Raw genomic sequence first — 14186 nt, forward strand, 5'->3', positions numbered from 1 at the left:
CACCTGATTAGCGTCGATTGAAGCCATCACATGGTATTCACAACCCCAGTCCGCCCCTGCGCCATATCGCGGCTAAACCGGTAAAAGTGATAGTGGCAAACGCTCTCCATCACATAATCCAGCACCCGCATCGGATAAGGCCGGTGCGAAACATAGTTCAGCAGGCGCTTGAGGTAGAACCCACGCAAATCCTTTACCTCGACCCGCCATAACAGCCGGACCAATAGCCAACTGGTGAAACTCCACGAAATCAGCAGGTACTTGGCCCGCAGCCAGCGCGGAATGTTCGGCACCCGCACCGCCTCGGCGTGGTCGTAGAAGCGGCGGCGGATGTACAGATCGTCCAGCCGGTCGAAATACGCCGCCGGTTCATAGACCTCGGCGATCAAGTCCAGGAAACCCCGCGTCAATTGCTCGCGCCCCATCCCGACGGGCACGACATTGGTGCCGAAGGCAGAAAAATCCTCCTCGTCAAGCCGCCCTTCCCGACGCAGCCGCTCATACAGCGGCGTCTTGGGAATCGCCGCCAGCAAACCCACCATCACCTGCAAGATGCCCGTCTTCGCGATAAAGCGCCGGTGGCTCTCGAAGATGTCCGGCGTGTCCGAATCGAAGCCCAGGATCAAGCCGCAAGTCACCTTGATGCCCTTGCCCTGGATACGGTGGATGCGGTCCAGGATGAACGACGCCGCCGCTTCCGCGTCCGGTTCGCCGCGCGGCTGGCGGCGGTCGACGTTCTGGAACTTGCGGGTTTCCAGCAGGGCGGCGGGGTTGGGGCTTTCGATGCCGACGAACACCGTGCGGATGTTGGCCGCGACGAAGCGTTCCAGCAGTTCCGCGTCGTCGGCCAGGTTCAGCGAGGCCTCGGTGTGCAGCGAGACGATGTAGCGGTGTTCGCGCTGCCAGGCCGCGATCCGGTCGAGGATGGGCAGCAGCGCCTTGCGGTTGCCGATCAGATTGTCGTCGACCAGGAACACCGACCCGAAACCCGCCCGGCGCCACTCATCAAGCTCGGCGATAACTTGGTCCGCCGCCTTGACGCGGGGCTGGCGACCGAAGGTCACGATGATGTCGCAGAACTCGCAGAGGAAGGGGCAGCCCCGCGAGACCTGCACGCTGCCCTGGAGATAGCCGTCCAGCTTGAGCAGGTCCAGGCGCGGCGCGGGCAAGGTGGTCATGTCTGTGCGTTCCGCCTGCTCGTAGCGTGCTGGGTGGTTACCCTCCGCCCATTCCGCCAGGAACTGCGGCCAAGTCTGATCCGCTTCGCCGACGAAGACGACATCGGCCAGCCCCGCCAGATAATCCTCCTGCACGGTGATCCAGGGTCCGCCGACCACCAGGAATTTCCCCAAGGCTTTCACTTGCGTGGCGATCTCGCGCATGCGTTCGCGCTGGACGATCATGCCGGTGAGGCCCACCAGGTCGGCCCCGGCGATAGCCTCCCAATCGAGGGGCTCGACCGCCTCGTCGAGCAGGCGGACTTCATGTTCCGGTGGGGTCAGCGCCGCCAGCAGGGACAGGGCCGCCGTTGGCACCATCGCCTCGCGGCCCAGGATGTCGAGCGAGTGGGTCATGCTCCAAAAGGACACCGAGAACCGGGGGTTGATGAGGACGATCTTGGCCATGAGAGATGGAAGTATTGGTGGAGTGGGGATTCGGCGTCATTAAACCACCTGATTAGAAACCTTCTTCAGCCAACCCGCCAAAATCGGGTTTGCCCACTGGATAAGGCGCATACTGGTCGCCAACCCACCAAGGAGGGGCCTGTCATGGCGATGAACCGCATCCAATTCCAACCGGGCCTGTCGTTGCCCGCGTTCCTCGGGCAATTCGGCACCGAGGCGCAATGCGAGGCCGCGCTGGAACAGGCTCGGTGGCCCGAGGGCTTCCGCTGTCCCCGTTGCGGCCAAGCGGACCATTGCCTGCTCCATGTCGGCGTCCACAAGACCTTCCAGTGCGGGGGCTGTCGGCTTCAAACCTCGTTGATCGCCGGGACCCTGTTCCAAAGCACCCACCTGGCGCTGACGGTCTGGTTCCTGGCGCTCTACCTGGTGGGCCAGGCCAAGACCGGCTTGTCCGCCCTGGCCCTGAAGCGGCAACTGGGCGTCAGCTACCCCACGGCCTGGTTGATCCAGCACAAGCTGATGCAGGCCATGGCCGAGCGCGACGCCCGCTACCGGCTGGACGGCCGGGTCCAGGTGGACGACGCCTACCTCGGCGGCGAACTGGCCGGCGGCAAGGCCGGGCGCGGCTCCGAGAACAAGGTGCCATTCGTCGCGGCGGTTTCGCTCGATGCCGAGGGGCACCCGGAGTACGTCAAGATGGCGCCGGTGCCCGGCTTCACGCGCAAGGCCATCGCCGACTGGGCCAAGGCCGACCTCAGCCCAGGTTGCCGGGTGGTTTCCGACGGCCTGGCGTGCTTCGCCGGGGTGGCCGACGCCGGATGCCAACACCGGCCCATCGTCGTCGGCGTCCGCAAGCCCAAGGACTTGCCGGAGTTCAGTTGGATCAACACGGTGTTGGGCAACCTCAAGACCAGCTTCGGCGGCACCTACCATGCCTTCGACTTCGCCAAATACGGCTCGCGCTACCTGGCCGCGTTCGCTTATCGATTCAATCGGCGGTTCCATCTCGAAACGCTCCCGATGCGCCTCCTCGTCGCCGCTGCCGCCATCGGCCCGCGTCCAGCGCCTTGGCTTCGTCGGGCTGAAGAATCTTGCTAATCAGGTTAAACCATGGGTGTGACCATCGGCAACGTGGGCACTCCGGTCAAGCCAAGCCACGCAGCAGGCGTTCCGAGCGGGATTCGATCACGCCCAGGATCGCCCCGTAAATCTCCGAGGCCAAGACCTGCGTCTGTAATTCCTCAGCGAGCTTCCGGGCCTGTTCCAAGGTTTTGGCGACCATGCGTTCGAGGTCACGGTTCAGGGCGTTGCGGGCGGTGGCGGTGTCCGGCACCAGGCGGTGCCAATGGCGGCGCAGCACTTCCTCGGGCAGGTAGCGCCCGCCGATCTTCATCGCCATCTTCGGGCTGAGGCTCGGATAGACCGCCGTGCTGAGTAAATCGTACGCGGGTGCTAGGCGCGGCTTGCCCTGCCCGTACAGGAAGGAGAAGTTCTTCCCATGGGCGTCGGCGTTGCCGATCAGGTAGTTGAAGATCAGGGTCTTCAGGAAAGTGATCCGGTCGGGCACCGGCTGGACGCTGAAGGCCTGGATCAACCCGAGGCAGGCGGCGATGCCGGGACCGCCCTCGCGTTCGTACTTGTTCTCGGGCGGCACCGAAAGCGCCTGGCAGAAATCCTCCTGATGCAGGCGGATGACCCGTTCCCCCTGGATGATCCGGTCGTAGCGCCCGACGAGCAGGAACGGCTCGTCCCCCGCCCTGCCCACTTCCGCGCGCGCCGCCGGGATCCCCACCCGCGCGGCCAGTGTCAGGCAGAACAGTTCGTTATGGACGCTGTCCCGGATATCCCCATCGCTCCGAATCAGCGGCTTGAGGATATGGGTGGTGGGCGCGCCGCCGCGCATCAGGGCCAAGCGTCCGTCCACCCTTCGCACTGCGAGTTTGTCCTGCGCCCCGGCCAGGGAGAGGCGCATATCGTCCCCGCCCGCCAGCAAGGGACGCTGCTTCAGCAGCGCGAGGATTTCCCGGAGCCGATCCTCGTCCAAGAATTCCATGGCTGCGGCATTTTCAGGGACCGGGGCCATCCCCTCGGGATAAAGGGACAAGGCGCCCGCGCATTCCCCGCCGACCGCTTCCAGCAATGAGAAGGGATTTTTATCCGAGACGCCCAGCCAACGGGCCAAGCGATGGCGGGCCGACTCGTCCGGCAACAGGCCGGAGAAAAACGGCTTGGCGATCCGGTCCCCATAGGGTTCGGCGCGCACCGGCATGGACACGGACAAGGGCCAGGGGCTTGTTCCCGCGAGATAGGCGTCGGCGTAGGCGAAGGACAAGCGCCCGCTGTCGTCCTGGACGAAGCGGCCCGCCCGGTTCCCTAGGAACCAAACCTCCAGTACCCGGCTCATGGCAGGTCATCCCCCCGACTGGCGAGGTGCACGCTCAGTCCCAGAGTGGAAAGCACCGAGAGGGCCTTGCCCAGTTGGCAGGTCGGCTTGCCGCTTTCCAGGTCGACGATGAAGCGGCGTCCGACACCGCAGGCGGCGGCGAGTTGTTCCTGGGTCAAGCCCTGTGACTTGCGGGCGCTACGCAGGGCATTGCCCAGTTCCGAGATGTCCGCGATGGCTTGCATGGCTTAGCCCAATGTTACCGAACGGGATCGACATCCTAGGCCGTTCCGGTGGGTCCGGCAACAAGATACCGGTCGGTATCACACATTGCCGGTTTCTTTGCCATATCCCTAATCTACAGTTGGAAGGTGATGCTGATCTATCCAAGCCCGCCCATCACCAGGTATCCATGCGGATTCCTCCATATTGAACCCCAAATCGATGCCCTTCCCAGCCGCCAGCCGTGCATGTTCGGCCACGCCCTCCCACGCCAAAACGTCCAGTGGAACGGACGCAGGCGGCGGTTGCCCATTGTCCAGTTGCATGAAAATTCCCCATAGCGCTGGCCATTGCGATCTTCTACTAGCCTTCCGGGAATTTGCGAATGGGTTCCCGCTTCAGCCACGATGTCGGCGCCATGCATCACGGCTTCGGCCAACAGGACTCGCAGTCTTGCCGTAGTTCGGAAATACAGTCCCAAGAATTGAAATCCCGGCAGGTAGCCAGACCGTATCAATCTCCCCCCAGAAAGCCCATAGCGGACGCGAACATGCGCAGCCCTAAATCGTGATCGCCAAGCGGCCACCGGGACGGACCGTCCGGCATACCGGACGGGTAATGGTTAGTCGTTCTGGCTGACTTGCCGCTGATCAGACGGCTACTCTGCGACTTCCTATCTTCTTCTCGGCGGTCAGAACAAACAGATCCCATCACGATCGTGCATGAACCTAGAATTTGTGGGTAGCCGGTGGCGCGTGAAGAAATTTGCTTTCGAAACTGATTTTTTCGAGCGCTGCTACGGCAGCAGAAGTATGACAGATACTTAATACACTTGCGCCATCATTTCTAAGATCGCATATACTCAATCCGCGCTCAATAAGCAACCTGCATATTGATAGCATTTCTCCTGTGTACACTTCATTTATATAGTTTAATGCATCTGCTGCCACATGCAGCAACGTGCTGCCATCCGGAAGTCTTGCATGGATATTTGCTCCGCGCGCAAGTAAATATTGAACATTACTAATAGCTTCTTTTTGATGTCCGATCAAGTCCATCGCTTCAAAAATGGGCGTATAGCCCGCGTTGTTTACCGGATCAATATTGGCACCAAAGTCCAGCAATATACCGATTAAATCTGTAGCCACAAAGTCGCTAGCTGCGGCGTAATGCAGTGGAGTCCAACCATGGTCATTTTTTGAATCGAGCTTCGCGCCAGCAAAAATTAGAGGAAATAGAGTACGGCATGCCCCGTACTGCGCAGCTATATGCAGCAGAGTAAAGCCATCAGAATAAATTTCGTTAACATCCGCGCCAAACTCGAGCAATAGATGAATAATCTCACCTCTATTATATTGAATAGCATCATAGATAACGCCTTCCATCCTATATGGCGTTTTTCCATATTTCTTTATATATGTTTTTAAAACCTCGCAATCTCCTTCTTCAAGGGCGCATTGAAACATGCAATTTTTATCTGACTTAGGAAAGTCATCATCCAGTATAGCTTCTATGTTTGTGAGGGGCATTTTTCTTTTAAAAAATTGTGGCACTAACTTATTAAATCACATCACCCCTCCAAAAAATTCTAAAATCCGGCGGTCGGTCGATTAAATTAAGGCAAGGCTGTTGGTGGAAACCTAGCGGTATCTTGCATAGTTTTCGACTTTGAAAGCGCAGATAGTCTTACGGGCTAGCTTAGGCATTTAATCCTCGTCCTGAACAACAACAGGTTACTGCTCTCTATGCGCTGAATGTGGTACTTGCCGATGCGCTTGTCAGGCGGGGTCAGTTTGGTGCAGCTACCCCAGTCTTCGATGAAATAGCGGGCAGTAAAGGCCGCCAGTTTGTCCAGCAACGACCGACACACCGCATACGGTATGCAAAGGTAAAGGTCGGCATCCGCACGAGAACTCATTTGATGGCGAAACAAAGCCAGCGATCCATAAGTTTCGGGAACGGGAGGACGTACATCGACAGTACGTCAGAGCTTATTTTTTATCCAAAAAAATAAATTTTTGAATCCTCAACATTTGTGAAAGAAGCAGCCTAATATGTGTTATATAGATAATTATCCAACAAAAATTTTTTGAAGAGCTCTCATTTTTGCGCCGAAAAACGAAGAAGCTGCTTTCAACTAGAAGATTAATCAGGTGAAATATGACTTTAAACCACACTCAACAAAACTCTTCGCAGGCAATGCATTGCGATTCTCACTCCTTAGTTTGCCCAGACTTACGCATCAAATTCGCAATCGGCGAAGGCAGAAACCCTGAGTTGGAAGTTTTATATCTGCGAGATGATTTGCTTGGATTTTTAAGGTTTACGCATGGCTACCCTCTTTATCTTAGGAACAACTATGCTATGACCGTGGATGATGAATATGACGGCATAGAAACTTGGGGGTTTTTCAGGCATGGATCGAAAAATAATTTTTACACACTTGGCATGACAGATACTGAAATTTACGAATATATTCGCACCGGAATTTATCCATTAAGGATCGAACGATACTTCGACCGCAAATTTAAAACTTTCGGAACGGTTTCCTAAAAATTAACCAGCACGCCTATTTAAATTAAACACGGAAAAATTCGGTACTTTGCGGCTCCAAGCAGCTAGCGCAAAGAGATTAGCGAATTATAGATACCGATAAAACGGATGACATACTAACACTGTAGCCTAATGTCTAAAATATTGGCCATCGCCGGTAAATTGATTCTCGCGTATTTAATAACCGTGGCTTTCGCTTACTTATCGCTTATTGCTTGCATAGTGGAATATCCATGGCTTGCAGCGGCCGCGTGGTATTTTTGGTTATTATCTTCCGCATTGATGATTGACTATGCATACATGGCAATCGAATTTTTATTTAAGGCCAAAAGCTGATGTTTATAGGTGGCGTCATAGCGCACTGCCACCTCTTGCAATTGCCTAGGGGTGGCGCTTAACGATTACTGGCATAAGCTGAACTTTGCAGGGACTAGCAAGCACCAGTCCCTGGTTTTTTCCGGCAATATCGCGGCCTTGGAAACATGCGACCAATCCACTTCGACCGTATCACGCCGGTCAATGCGGTAGGCGTCCAATATAGTTTCTCGTTCATAATCCGCGAATAATTTGCCATTTGCTTGATCTTCACGAATTCTCTTGATGAGCTCTTGCGTAGTCCAAGGTTTCGCATGCTCTGCCTGAATCCGCTGCAAGAGTATCTTATGCGCCCATACCGCGACTTGCGCATCTGGTGCATCATCCCAGATAGCCCGCCGCTCATCGTCAAACTCTTCCACAGTCCATATGTCGTTGTCGCCGGTTGCTGGATACCGTAGAAACTCTGCCAGCGTCTTTCGATGAGGATATCGGTGTACTCGGAAAGAATCGCCATTAATAAGAAGCCCACAACTTTCATAAGCTCGGTATCCTCTGGCGTTTTCGCTAGAACATATAACTCCATCATAATTAATATATGCGCACCTCGAACCGCCCGATTGTACCGGCGATTGCCGTTTACGCTTGGGAGGTTTTGACCTTATGACAATTTCCATTAATAATTCCTGTGAAAATCAAGTTCACTTTGTCCAGAAGACGGCTGCTCTTCTGCACTCTTTATTGTTTCACAAAAAATATTTTTTCCTTACAAAATCCATGAAAACCAAAAAATTTTTGGTTTGCCAGTTAACCCTAGGTGTTTTGTCAATCTAAAAAATAATTGATCGCTGTCAAGGTGAAATATTAAACGGATTTTCGCTAGGCAATAAAAAACCCGCATGCTGCGGGCCATTTCTTTCTTAAAAAGTGTATCCTGCTAGGTATTGAGTTTACAACGCCTCCTATGTTCCTATCCCGAACGACCTAGCCAGTAGACGTTTCGCTCCCTAGTCGTATTCTTTAACAAAACAAGTTTCTAGCTCATGGCTTAGCCTGTCTTTAGCAAGCCAAATATCTTTGATTATTTGATCAGATAGCTCCTTTTTTTCATATTTAGCAGAATCAAAGTTGCTCAGAGTTATCGCTTTTCTTAGCTCTATGTGGTATTTCTTGCACAATCTCAGTTCTAGCGAACGCTTCGATAGAATTTCAAATTTTTGGTGTAATTTTAGCCCTAAAGCCCTTTTAAGAAAAAATGCCCGCTGAACTGTTGCCTCAACAGTATGATATTCAACAGCCTGAATTTCTATTTCATCTAATAACTTCTGAGTTTGATCAAGCAATGCTCTGAGTTCTTTTCTTTTTTCACGACTATTATTCTGTCGATTTACAAGGTACCACCCAAGAACTACCAGTAACCAAGGAATTGACTGGATCCACGCAAACTCATTCATGTCCAGCATCCTCAATGTATTCCTGAATTTCCTCTATTAAGCTATTGTCCTCGGAGTGGAGATTAAACGCATCTCTGACTTGCCTTACTGTGAATCCGAGCCGAACGAGACCGCCAAATGCCTCCTCCAAAAATGAGGATCCATAGCCAGCTGTATTATCAAGCTCAATCGTTGTCTTACCCTGCATATCTAAGACAGGAACGAGGAACTTATCTCGAAAAATTTCACCACAATATGGGCCATCGCTTATAAAACGACCTGCCGGATATCGGGAGAAGTCACGTCCTATATCAATGATATTGCTCTGATTGGTCATAATTGCTCTCCGCAGGTTTTTGCAGCGGAATTGTCCAAAGGATAAGCGTGCCTAGTATGGAACGCTTAAATGTTTTAACTTCCTCACGCCCCGAGTTATTCAATATATAGGTGTAGCCGCCACGGTTGCTTAGTATTGAAAGTCGGCCACCCTGTATCATCTCGATGGCTTTCAGCATATCCAATAATCCTTTACCGCGATGTCGTTTCTGGGTCCGGCTACGTTTAATTTCAATGGCAGCTTTAATCAATGCGCCATCCGTCAATTTTCCTACGCCAAAAAGCTTTTCGAGCAACGCGTTGAGCAAGCTCTGATCTTGGGTTCTCGGGAGTGTTTCTGGAATTCCAATGCCCAGATCGCAGAACGCAACGAAAATATGCTCGTCATCTTCTCGACAAAACATCCACCACCCTTTCTCATTAGCAAAATCCAAGCCATCTCTTCCGGAATCGAGATAGGCATGCTGTGAAACATTGGTCATTGCTTCAGACACCCCTCGATATAGTTTCTTGGATTGCCATTTGGGTAATTTGCTCTGGCTCTCGAGGATTTTTCCTACCTCCCGCGCATCAGTATTCTCACCGTATGCTGCCCGCCAACTTAGGACATCAGAGCGATCAGGCGCAACTTGAGATTTGCAATTCAGCATACTCAAAAATCCTAAATGCTGAAGCACTTGGGCAACCGTCTCGTTGCCGGGGTTAAGTGGACCCCCGGTCAAGACACATCCGAATTGGATTTAAGAGGGTAGCGGATCACTTGCAGCGGAACGGCGCTGCCCCGGTTCGGCCTCGGCGGATTTGCTGGGAGCGGCCTTCTTCCCGCCGAATTTGTCCACGATTCTGGCACCGCCACCGACGGCGGTCCGGTAGACCTCGTCCGGCGTGCGGTAGCCCAGCGACTGGTGGCTTCTCTCGGCGTTGTAGAACCCGAAGTAATTCGTCAGCCCGACCAGCAACTCCGGCAGGCTCCCATAGCCCCTGAGATACACGTCCTCGTGCTTGACGCTCCGCCATAGGCGCTCGACGAAGATGTTGTCCAGGGCCCGCCCGCGCCCGTCCATGCTGATGGCGACGCCGTGGGCCTTGAGCGCCCCGGTGAAGGCTTCCGAGGTGAACTGGCAGCCCTGGTCGCTGTTGAAAATCCCGGGGGTGCCGTAGGCCCGGATCGCCTGCTCCAGGCAGTCAACGCAGAACCCGCCGTCCAGCGTGTTCGAGACCCGCCAAGCCAGCACCTTGCGCGAATACCAATCGATCACCGCCACCAGGTAGACGAACCCGTGAGGAAGGCGCACGTAAGTGATATCCGTGCTCCAAACCTGGTTCGGATGGTCGATTTCCAACCCGCGCAGCAGATAGGGATAAACCTTGTGCCGGGGATGCGGCCGACTGGTGTTCGGCCCCGGCGCCATGCCCGCGAGCCCCAACTTCCGCATCAGCCTTTGGACCCGCTTGCGGTTGACCCGGTGGCCCAGGCCGCGCAGGTAGGCCGTCATCTTGCGGCTGCCGTAGAACGGATGCCGCGTGTATTCGGCGTCGATCAGCGCCAACAGTTCCAGTTCCTCCCGATCCGGTTCCGCCGCGCGGCGGGGCGCGTAGAGGAACGAGCGGGAGACGCCCGCCAGCGCGCATTGGCGGCCCGGCGCTAACGGTCCCCCTTTGTCGATCCAGTCCCGGCGCTCCCCTAGGGGCCGATCCCGGACTTTTTTTTCAGCCAGTCCAATTCCATCTTCAAGCGCCCGATCTCGGAGTAAAGCCGCTCGGGACTCGCCGATGGGTCCACCGGCTTGGGGCCGCGCTTGGCCTCGAACAGGCTCCCAGCCTGCTCCTGCAATTCCTTCTTCCAAAGCCCGACTTGGGTCGGATGCACCCCGAACTCCTGGGCGATCTCGTTGACCGTATTGACCCCGCGGATCGCTTCCAAGGCTACTTTCGCCTTGAATTCGCCATTGAAAACCTTGCGTTTCTTCTCGCTCACAACAGACTCCATTTCCTCGACCCCCACCATCTTAAATGACTGTCCGGAAAACGGGGTCCACTATAGCGTGGCGGACTGCGTGCGTGGCTCGAACACTGGAAGGCACCAAACCCCCCGCCTTAGCAATTTGCGCCTGGCCATAGCAGGATCGCGTCCTGTCCGCTCTATGGCCGAGTGCTTGGCTCAGTGCATCCCCAAAGCCCCGATGGTAACGCTTGAGATCGCTCGCGAAAGCATGGCGGAAGCAATATGGTGTGATCGCCTGCTGCCGTCCTGGAAAAGCTCGCCGACCATAATAAGAAACCGAGGCAGAAAAAGCGTTGGCATTATCGATAGACATCATACGATAGCCTCCCGCTTTCAGAATCAACCCCGCTAAATTGGAGACCAGGCATTGTTCAGCGGGCAAGACATATTCGATCACCCGGACCGGTTGCCCAGAATGAACCCCCAGTTTTGCCCCGTTAATCGTTAAGCGCATAACGTTACCGTCGATTTCGACTGATATTCCGGCGACCATTTCGACGGGCCGACATCCGGATACCGCTGCAACCAAGGCCGCGAGGTGGTGTTTTGAATTCGCCATCTTGTCGATTAGCTTTTCCCGCCAATCCGCGGGTAAGCCGGACAGCGCACGGCGCTTGGATCGCCTCGGCAGCCTCCGCTCGGTGGGTATCGGGCACTTATTGCCCAGCGCGGAGATTGCCTTTGCCAACCTTAGCCAACCATCCAGCCAGACCAGCTGTTCCGGCGATAAAATTCCCTCAACAGGGGCTTCAAGTGTGGTCATCAAACTATCGATTCGCAAGGACAAAATGGCCAGCAACGCATATTTGCGTTTGTAGTAGGTGCTGACTCTCCGGGTATCGCAGAGCGCTTCAATTACTAATCGTATGGAACCGGATTTTGTAATCCTGGCGAAGTCACGAAAATATTGGGCCAGGGTGTTTTCCGAGACTTGCCTCACCGGGTGTTTTGAAAGATAAAACCTTGCCTGCCCCAAGAGTTTATCGGAATCAACTTTACTGGCATTCCTCATGGCGCTCTGTGCTCCTCAAAACCGGCTTGGTCCCCGCAGTACATATTATTCGATAGTCAATAATACATTTGGATAACAAAATTATATCAGGCCACCCTTGAGAGCCTTCCTAAAAAATCTCTGAAATGCGGGCAACCATGAAAAAATAATCACACCATTCGGAGGCATCGCATGAGTTCCAAGAAATTAAAAGGCGAACTTGAGTTTTGAAAGTTACTTTGGGTACAAGCGGTATAATGAGTTAAAAAGCATCAAACCGCGCTTTGGTGAAGCCAGCTTCGATGAATCCGAATACCGCCAAGAAATCTTGATCGAATCCTGACCGGAAAGTGCCGAAATAAAATGCCGAATCAGCCCGTCCGCCGCCATGCCGATCGCCGGAAATCGCCTTGCACGGAGGTGATCACGATTCCCGGCAGACCGACAAGAGAAGTAAAGCGTGGGGAAGCCATTCATTGGTATTTATCGAAACAGGACATTTGGGCTATTCGGTACCTGCTGAAAAACGGCTATCCGGTTGATTCCCGCTGCAATACCGGACAAACCCCGCTCCATCGAGCCACGCTCCATGGCAATACTCAATTGGTGGCACTGTTACTGACTGCTGGAGCGGACCCGAATGCCAGGGATGGGGATGGGGAAACACCGCTGGCGACTGCGGTTTGGAATGGTCATCTGGAAGTCGTTCGGATGTTAATTGCGGCAGGCGCCGACCTTGAAGCAAAAGATGGGGGCGGCTGGACTCCGCTGCATGAGGCAGCCAGCATTGGCGACGTAACGATGATCGTCACCTTGCTGGAGGCCGGAGCTAACCCACAGGCCCTTACCGGAGAGGAAGAATCGTCGCTTGATCTTGCGCCATATCCGGTCCGGCGCGTGTTGCAATCCCTTTTAGAAAAGCGCGCGTTTGAGGCCAGTTTGGCGGATTACTTTAAGCACGGTGACTTTGGGGAGTGGGCCGGGCTGAATATCTAAGCGGGATTATTCGCTCGGCAGCGAAAATATCATTCTTACGGTGGGCAGTAAACAAGGCGACCACCGAGAGGTGAGAGGTGGTCTCGGAAATCTGAACAGTCGGCTAAGTGGATAAACTGCTCCCTGACGGCGTGGGCAACGCCGATGGACTGGAGCATACGATGAGCAAACGACCACGCCGCAACCATTCAGCGAGTTTCAAGGCCAAAGTGGTCCTGGCGGCCCTGCGGGGCGAAAAGACCCTGGCCGAGTTGGCGCAGGAATTCGATATCCATCCGACCCAGATCGGTGAGTGGCGGAGCCAACTTCTGGAACGGGCCGCCAGCGTGTTCGGTGGCGAGAACGACAAAAGCGAACCCGCCGTGGACCTCAAAGCCCTGCACGCCAAGATCGGCCAACAGGCGCTGGAGATCGATTTTTTATCCGGCGCGCTCAGCAAGGCCGGAAAGCTGAGCGCAAAGCGATGATCGACCGGGACCACGATGTTTCCCTGACCCGACAGGCGGAATTGCTGGGCATCAGCCGGGGCGGCGCCTACTACGCGCCCAAGCCGGTGCCGGAGTCGGACCTCGCGCTGATGCGGCGGATCGACGCGTTGCACCTGGAACACCCGTTCATGGGCGCCCGGCTGCTGCGCGACACCCTGAACCGGGAAGGCTTCCGGGTCGGACGCCGCCATGTGGCCACGCTGATGGCCCGCATGGGCATCGAAGCCCTGTACCGGCGTCCCAAAACCACCCAGAGGCATCCGGCCCACAAGATCTATCCCTATCTGCTACGCGGCCTGACCATCGACCGGCCCAACGCGGTCTGGGCCTTGGACATCACCTACATCCCGATGGCACGGGGCTTCGTCTACCTGTGCGTGGTCCTCGACTGGGCCAGCCGCAAGGCCCTGGCCCATCGGGTATCGGTCGCCATGGACGCGGGCTTCTGCGTCGAGGCCCTGGAGGAGGCGCTGCGCCGCTACGGCCCGCCGGATATCGTCCACACCGACCAAGGTTCCCAGTTCACCAGCGGGGAGTTCATCGAGGTGCTGACGGGCCGGAACATCCGCATCAGCATGGACGGCAAGGGTTCCTGGCGCGACAACGTCTTCGTCGAACGCCTCTGGCGGACGGTGAAGTACGAGGAGGTTTACCTCAAAGCCTACGACTCGGTCCGGGAAGCCCGCGAATCCATCGGTCGGTACCTGGATTTCTACAATACCCGGCGGCCCCATTCGAGCCTGGACAGCCAAACCCCGGATGAGGTCTACTTTAAACCCCGACCGGCCCTTCCCAAGGCCGCTTAACCCAGCAGGGTATCCACTTATCCCGGCTTAAAT

At 55.3% G+C, this 14186-nt stretch carries 14 protein-coding genes; 4 read left to right on the forward strand and 10 right to left on the reverse strand.

What is annotated here, in order from left to right; genetic code table 11:
• Window positions 1–26: 26 nt before the first annotated feature.
• Window positions 27–1625: a B12-binding domain-containing radical SAM protein gene (locus B9N93_RS05785; RefSeq protein WP_085211719.1), complete on the reverse strand. Its 1599-nt coding sequence runs from the start codon at window positions 1623–1625 to the stop codon at window positions 27–29.
• 144 nt (window positions 1626–1769) lie between these two features.
• Between B9N93_RS05785 and B9N93_RS05790 the strand changes: the two genes are divergently transcribed.
• Window positions 1770–2723: an IS1595 family transposase gene (locus B9N93_RS05790; protein ID WP_085211721.1), complete on the forward strand. Its 954-nt coding sequence runs from the start codon at window positions 1770–1772 to the stop codon at window positions 2721–2723.
• Window positions 2724–2769: 46 nt separating this feature from the next.
• Here B9N93_RS05790 and B9N93_RS05795 read toward each other — a convergent pair whose 3' ends face one another.
• The 3 genes from B9N93_RS05795 to B9N93_RS05805 all read right to left on the reverse strand — a co-directional run bounded on the left by B9N93_RS05795 (window position 2770) and on the right by B9N93_RS05805 (window position 5759).
• On the reverse strand, window positions 2770–4029 hold the full coding sequence (locus B9N93_RS05795) for a type II toxin-antitoxin system HipA family toxin (RefSeq protein ID WP_085211723.1): 1260 nt from the start codon (window positions 4027–4029) through the stop codon (window positions 2770–2772).
• The gene (locus B9N93_RS05800) at window positions 4026–4253 is read right to left on the reverse strand and encodes a helix-turn-helix transcriptional regulator (protein WP_085211725.1); all 228 of its coding nucleotides are present in this window, start codon (window positions 4251–4253) and stop codon (window positions 4026–4028) included. The genes B9N93_RS05795 and B9N93_RS05800 overlap by 4 nt, the downstream gene beginning before the upstream one ends.
• Window positions 4254–4958: 705 nt before the next feature.
• A complete protein-coding gene (locus tag B9N93_RS05805; RefSeq protein WP_085211727.1) occupies window positions 4959–5759 on the reverse strand; it encodes an ankyrin repeat domain-containing protein in 801 nt (266 codons plus the stop codon).
• A 631-nt stretch (window positions 5760–6390) separates the two neighbouring features.
• Here B9N93_RS05805 and B9N93_RS24495 point away from each other — a divergent pair.
• Window positions 6391–6783 (forward strand): hypothetical protein, encoded by a 393-nt coding sequence (locus tag B9N93_RS24495; RefSeq protein ID WP_125468857.1) that lies wholly within the window; start codon window positions 6391–6393, stop codon window positions 6781–6783.
• A 401-nt stretch (window positions 6784–7184) separates the two neighbouring features.
• Here B9N93_RS24495 and B9N93_RS24500 read toward each other — a convergent pair whose 3' ends face one another.
• The 6 genes from B9N93_RS24500 to B9N93_RS05845 all read right to left on the reverse strand — a co-directional run bounded on the left by B9N93_RS24500 (window position 7185) and on the right by B9N93_RS05845 (window position 11884).
• Window positions 7185–7520, reverse strand: a complete 336-nt coding sequence (locus B9N93_RS24500) for a hypothetical protein (RefSeq protein ID WP_125468858.1) — start codon at window positions 7518–7520, stop codon at window positions 7185–7187.
• A 585-nt stretch (window positions 7521–8105) separates the two neighbouring features.
• The gene (locus B9N93_RS24505) at window positions 8106–8552 is read right to left on the reverse strand and encodes a hypothetical protein (protein WP_125468859.1); all 447 of its coding nucleotides are present in this window, start codon (window positions 8550–8552) and stop codon (window positions 8106–8108) included.
• A complete protein-coding gene (locus B9N93_RS05825) occupies window positions 8545–8868 on the reverse strand; it encodes an STAS-like domain-containing protein (RefSeq protein ID WP_085211737.1) in 324 nt (107 codons plus the stop codon). Before B9N93_RS05825 ends, B9N93_RS24505 begins: the two co-directional genes overlap by 8 nt.
• Window positions 8843–9517 (reverse strand): ATP-binding protein, encoded by a 675-nt coding sequence (locus B9N93_RS24510; protein ID WP_125468860.1) that lies wholly within the window; start codon window positions 9515–9517, stop codon window positions 8843–8845. Before B9N93_RS24510 ends, B9N93_RS05825 begins: the two co-directional genes overlap by 26 nt.
• Window positions 9518–9607: 90 nt before the next feature.
• Window positions 9608–10857 (reverse strand): IS3 family transposase gene (locus B9N93_RS05835; protein WP_254899342.1). Its coding sequence is split into 2 segments (ribosomal slippage): window positions 9608–10569 and window positions 10569–10857, totalling 1251 coding nucleotides; the frame shifts between segments, so codons are not numbered across the junction.
• 19 nt (window positions 10858–10876) lie between these two features.
• A complete protein-coding gene (locus B9N93_RS05845) occupies window positions 10877–11884 on the reverse strand; it encodes a site-specific integrase (protein WP_085211744.1) in 1008 nt (335 codons plus the stop codon).
• Between the two features lie 342 nt (window positions 11885–12226).
• On the opposite strand from B9N93_RS05845, the gene B9N93_RS05850 reads away from it, so the two are divergent.
• Window positions 12227–12859, forward strand: coding sequence for an ankyrin repeat domain-containing protein (locus B9N93_RS05850; protein WP_085211747.1), 633 nt, complete (start codon window positions 12227–12229; stop codon window positions 12857–12859).
• Between the two features lie 161 nt (window positions 12860–13020).
• Window positions 13021–14153 (forward strand): IS3 family transposase gene (locus tag B9N93_RS05855; protein WP_125468861.1). Its coding sequence is split into 2 segments (ribosomal slippage): window positions 13021–13270 and window positions 13270–14153, totalling 1134 coding nucleotides; the frame shifts between segments, so codons are not numbered across the junction.
• Window positions 14154–14186: the final 33 nt, after the last annotated feature.

It is taken from the genome of Methylomagnum ishizawai (genome assembly GCF_900155475.1).
GTDB lineage: Bacteria > Pseudomonadota > Gammaproteobacteria > Methylococcales > Methylococcaceae > Methylomagnum > Methylomagnum ishizawai_A.

Excerpts from the sequence above, each read along its gene's own strand:
- B9N93_RS05785 (WP_085211719.1), bottom strand. The coding sequence starts at position 1,625 with ATGGCCAAGATCGTCCTCATCAACCCCCGGTTCTCGGTGTCCTTTTGG.
- B9N93_RS05790 (WP_085211721.1), top strand. The coding sequence starts at position 1,770 with ATGGCGATGAACCGCATCCAATTCCAACCGGGCCTGTCGTTGCCCGCG.
- B9N93_RS05795 (WP_085211723.1), bottom strand. The coding sequence starts at position 4,029 with ATGAGCCGGGTACTGGAGGTTTGGTTCCTAGGGAACCGGGCGGGCCGC.
- B9N93_RS05800 (WP_085211725.1), bottom strand. The coding sequence starts at position 4,253 with ATGCAAGCCATCGCGGACATCTCGGAACTGGGCAATGCCCTGCGTAGC.
- B9N93_RS05805 (WP_085211727.1), bottom strand. The coding sequence starts at position 5,759 with ATGCCCCTCACAAACATAGAAGCTATACTGGATGATGACTTTCCTAAG.
- B9N93_RS24495 (WP_125468857.1), top strand. The coding sequence starts at position 6,391 with ATGACTTTAAACCACACTCAACAAAACTCTTCGCAGGCAATGCATTGC.
- B9N93_RS24505 (WP_125468859.1), bottom strand. The coding sequence starts at position 8,552 with ATGAATGAGTTTGCGTGGATCCAGTCAATTCCTTGGTTACTGGTAGTT.
- B9N93_RS05825 (WP_085211737.1), bottom strand. The coding sequence starts at position 8,868 with ATGACCAATCAGAGCAATATCATTGATATAGGACGTGACTTCTCCCGA.
- B9N93_RS24510 (WP_125468860.1), bottom strand. The coding sequence starts at position 9,517 with ATGCTGAATTGCAAATCTCAAGTTGCGCCTGATCGCTCTGATGTCCTA.
- B9N93_RS05845 (WP_085211744.1), bottom strand. The coding sequence starts at position 11,884 with ATGAGGAATGCCAGTAAAGTTGATTCCGATAAACTCTTGGGGCAGGCA.
- B9N93_RS05850 (WP_085211747.1), top strand. The coding sequence starts at position 12,227 with ATGCCGAATCAGCCCGTCCGCCGCCATGCCGATCGCCGGAAATCGCCT.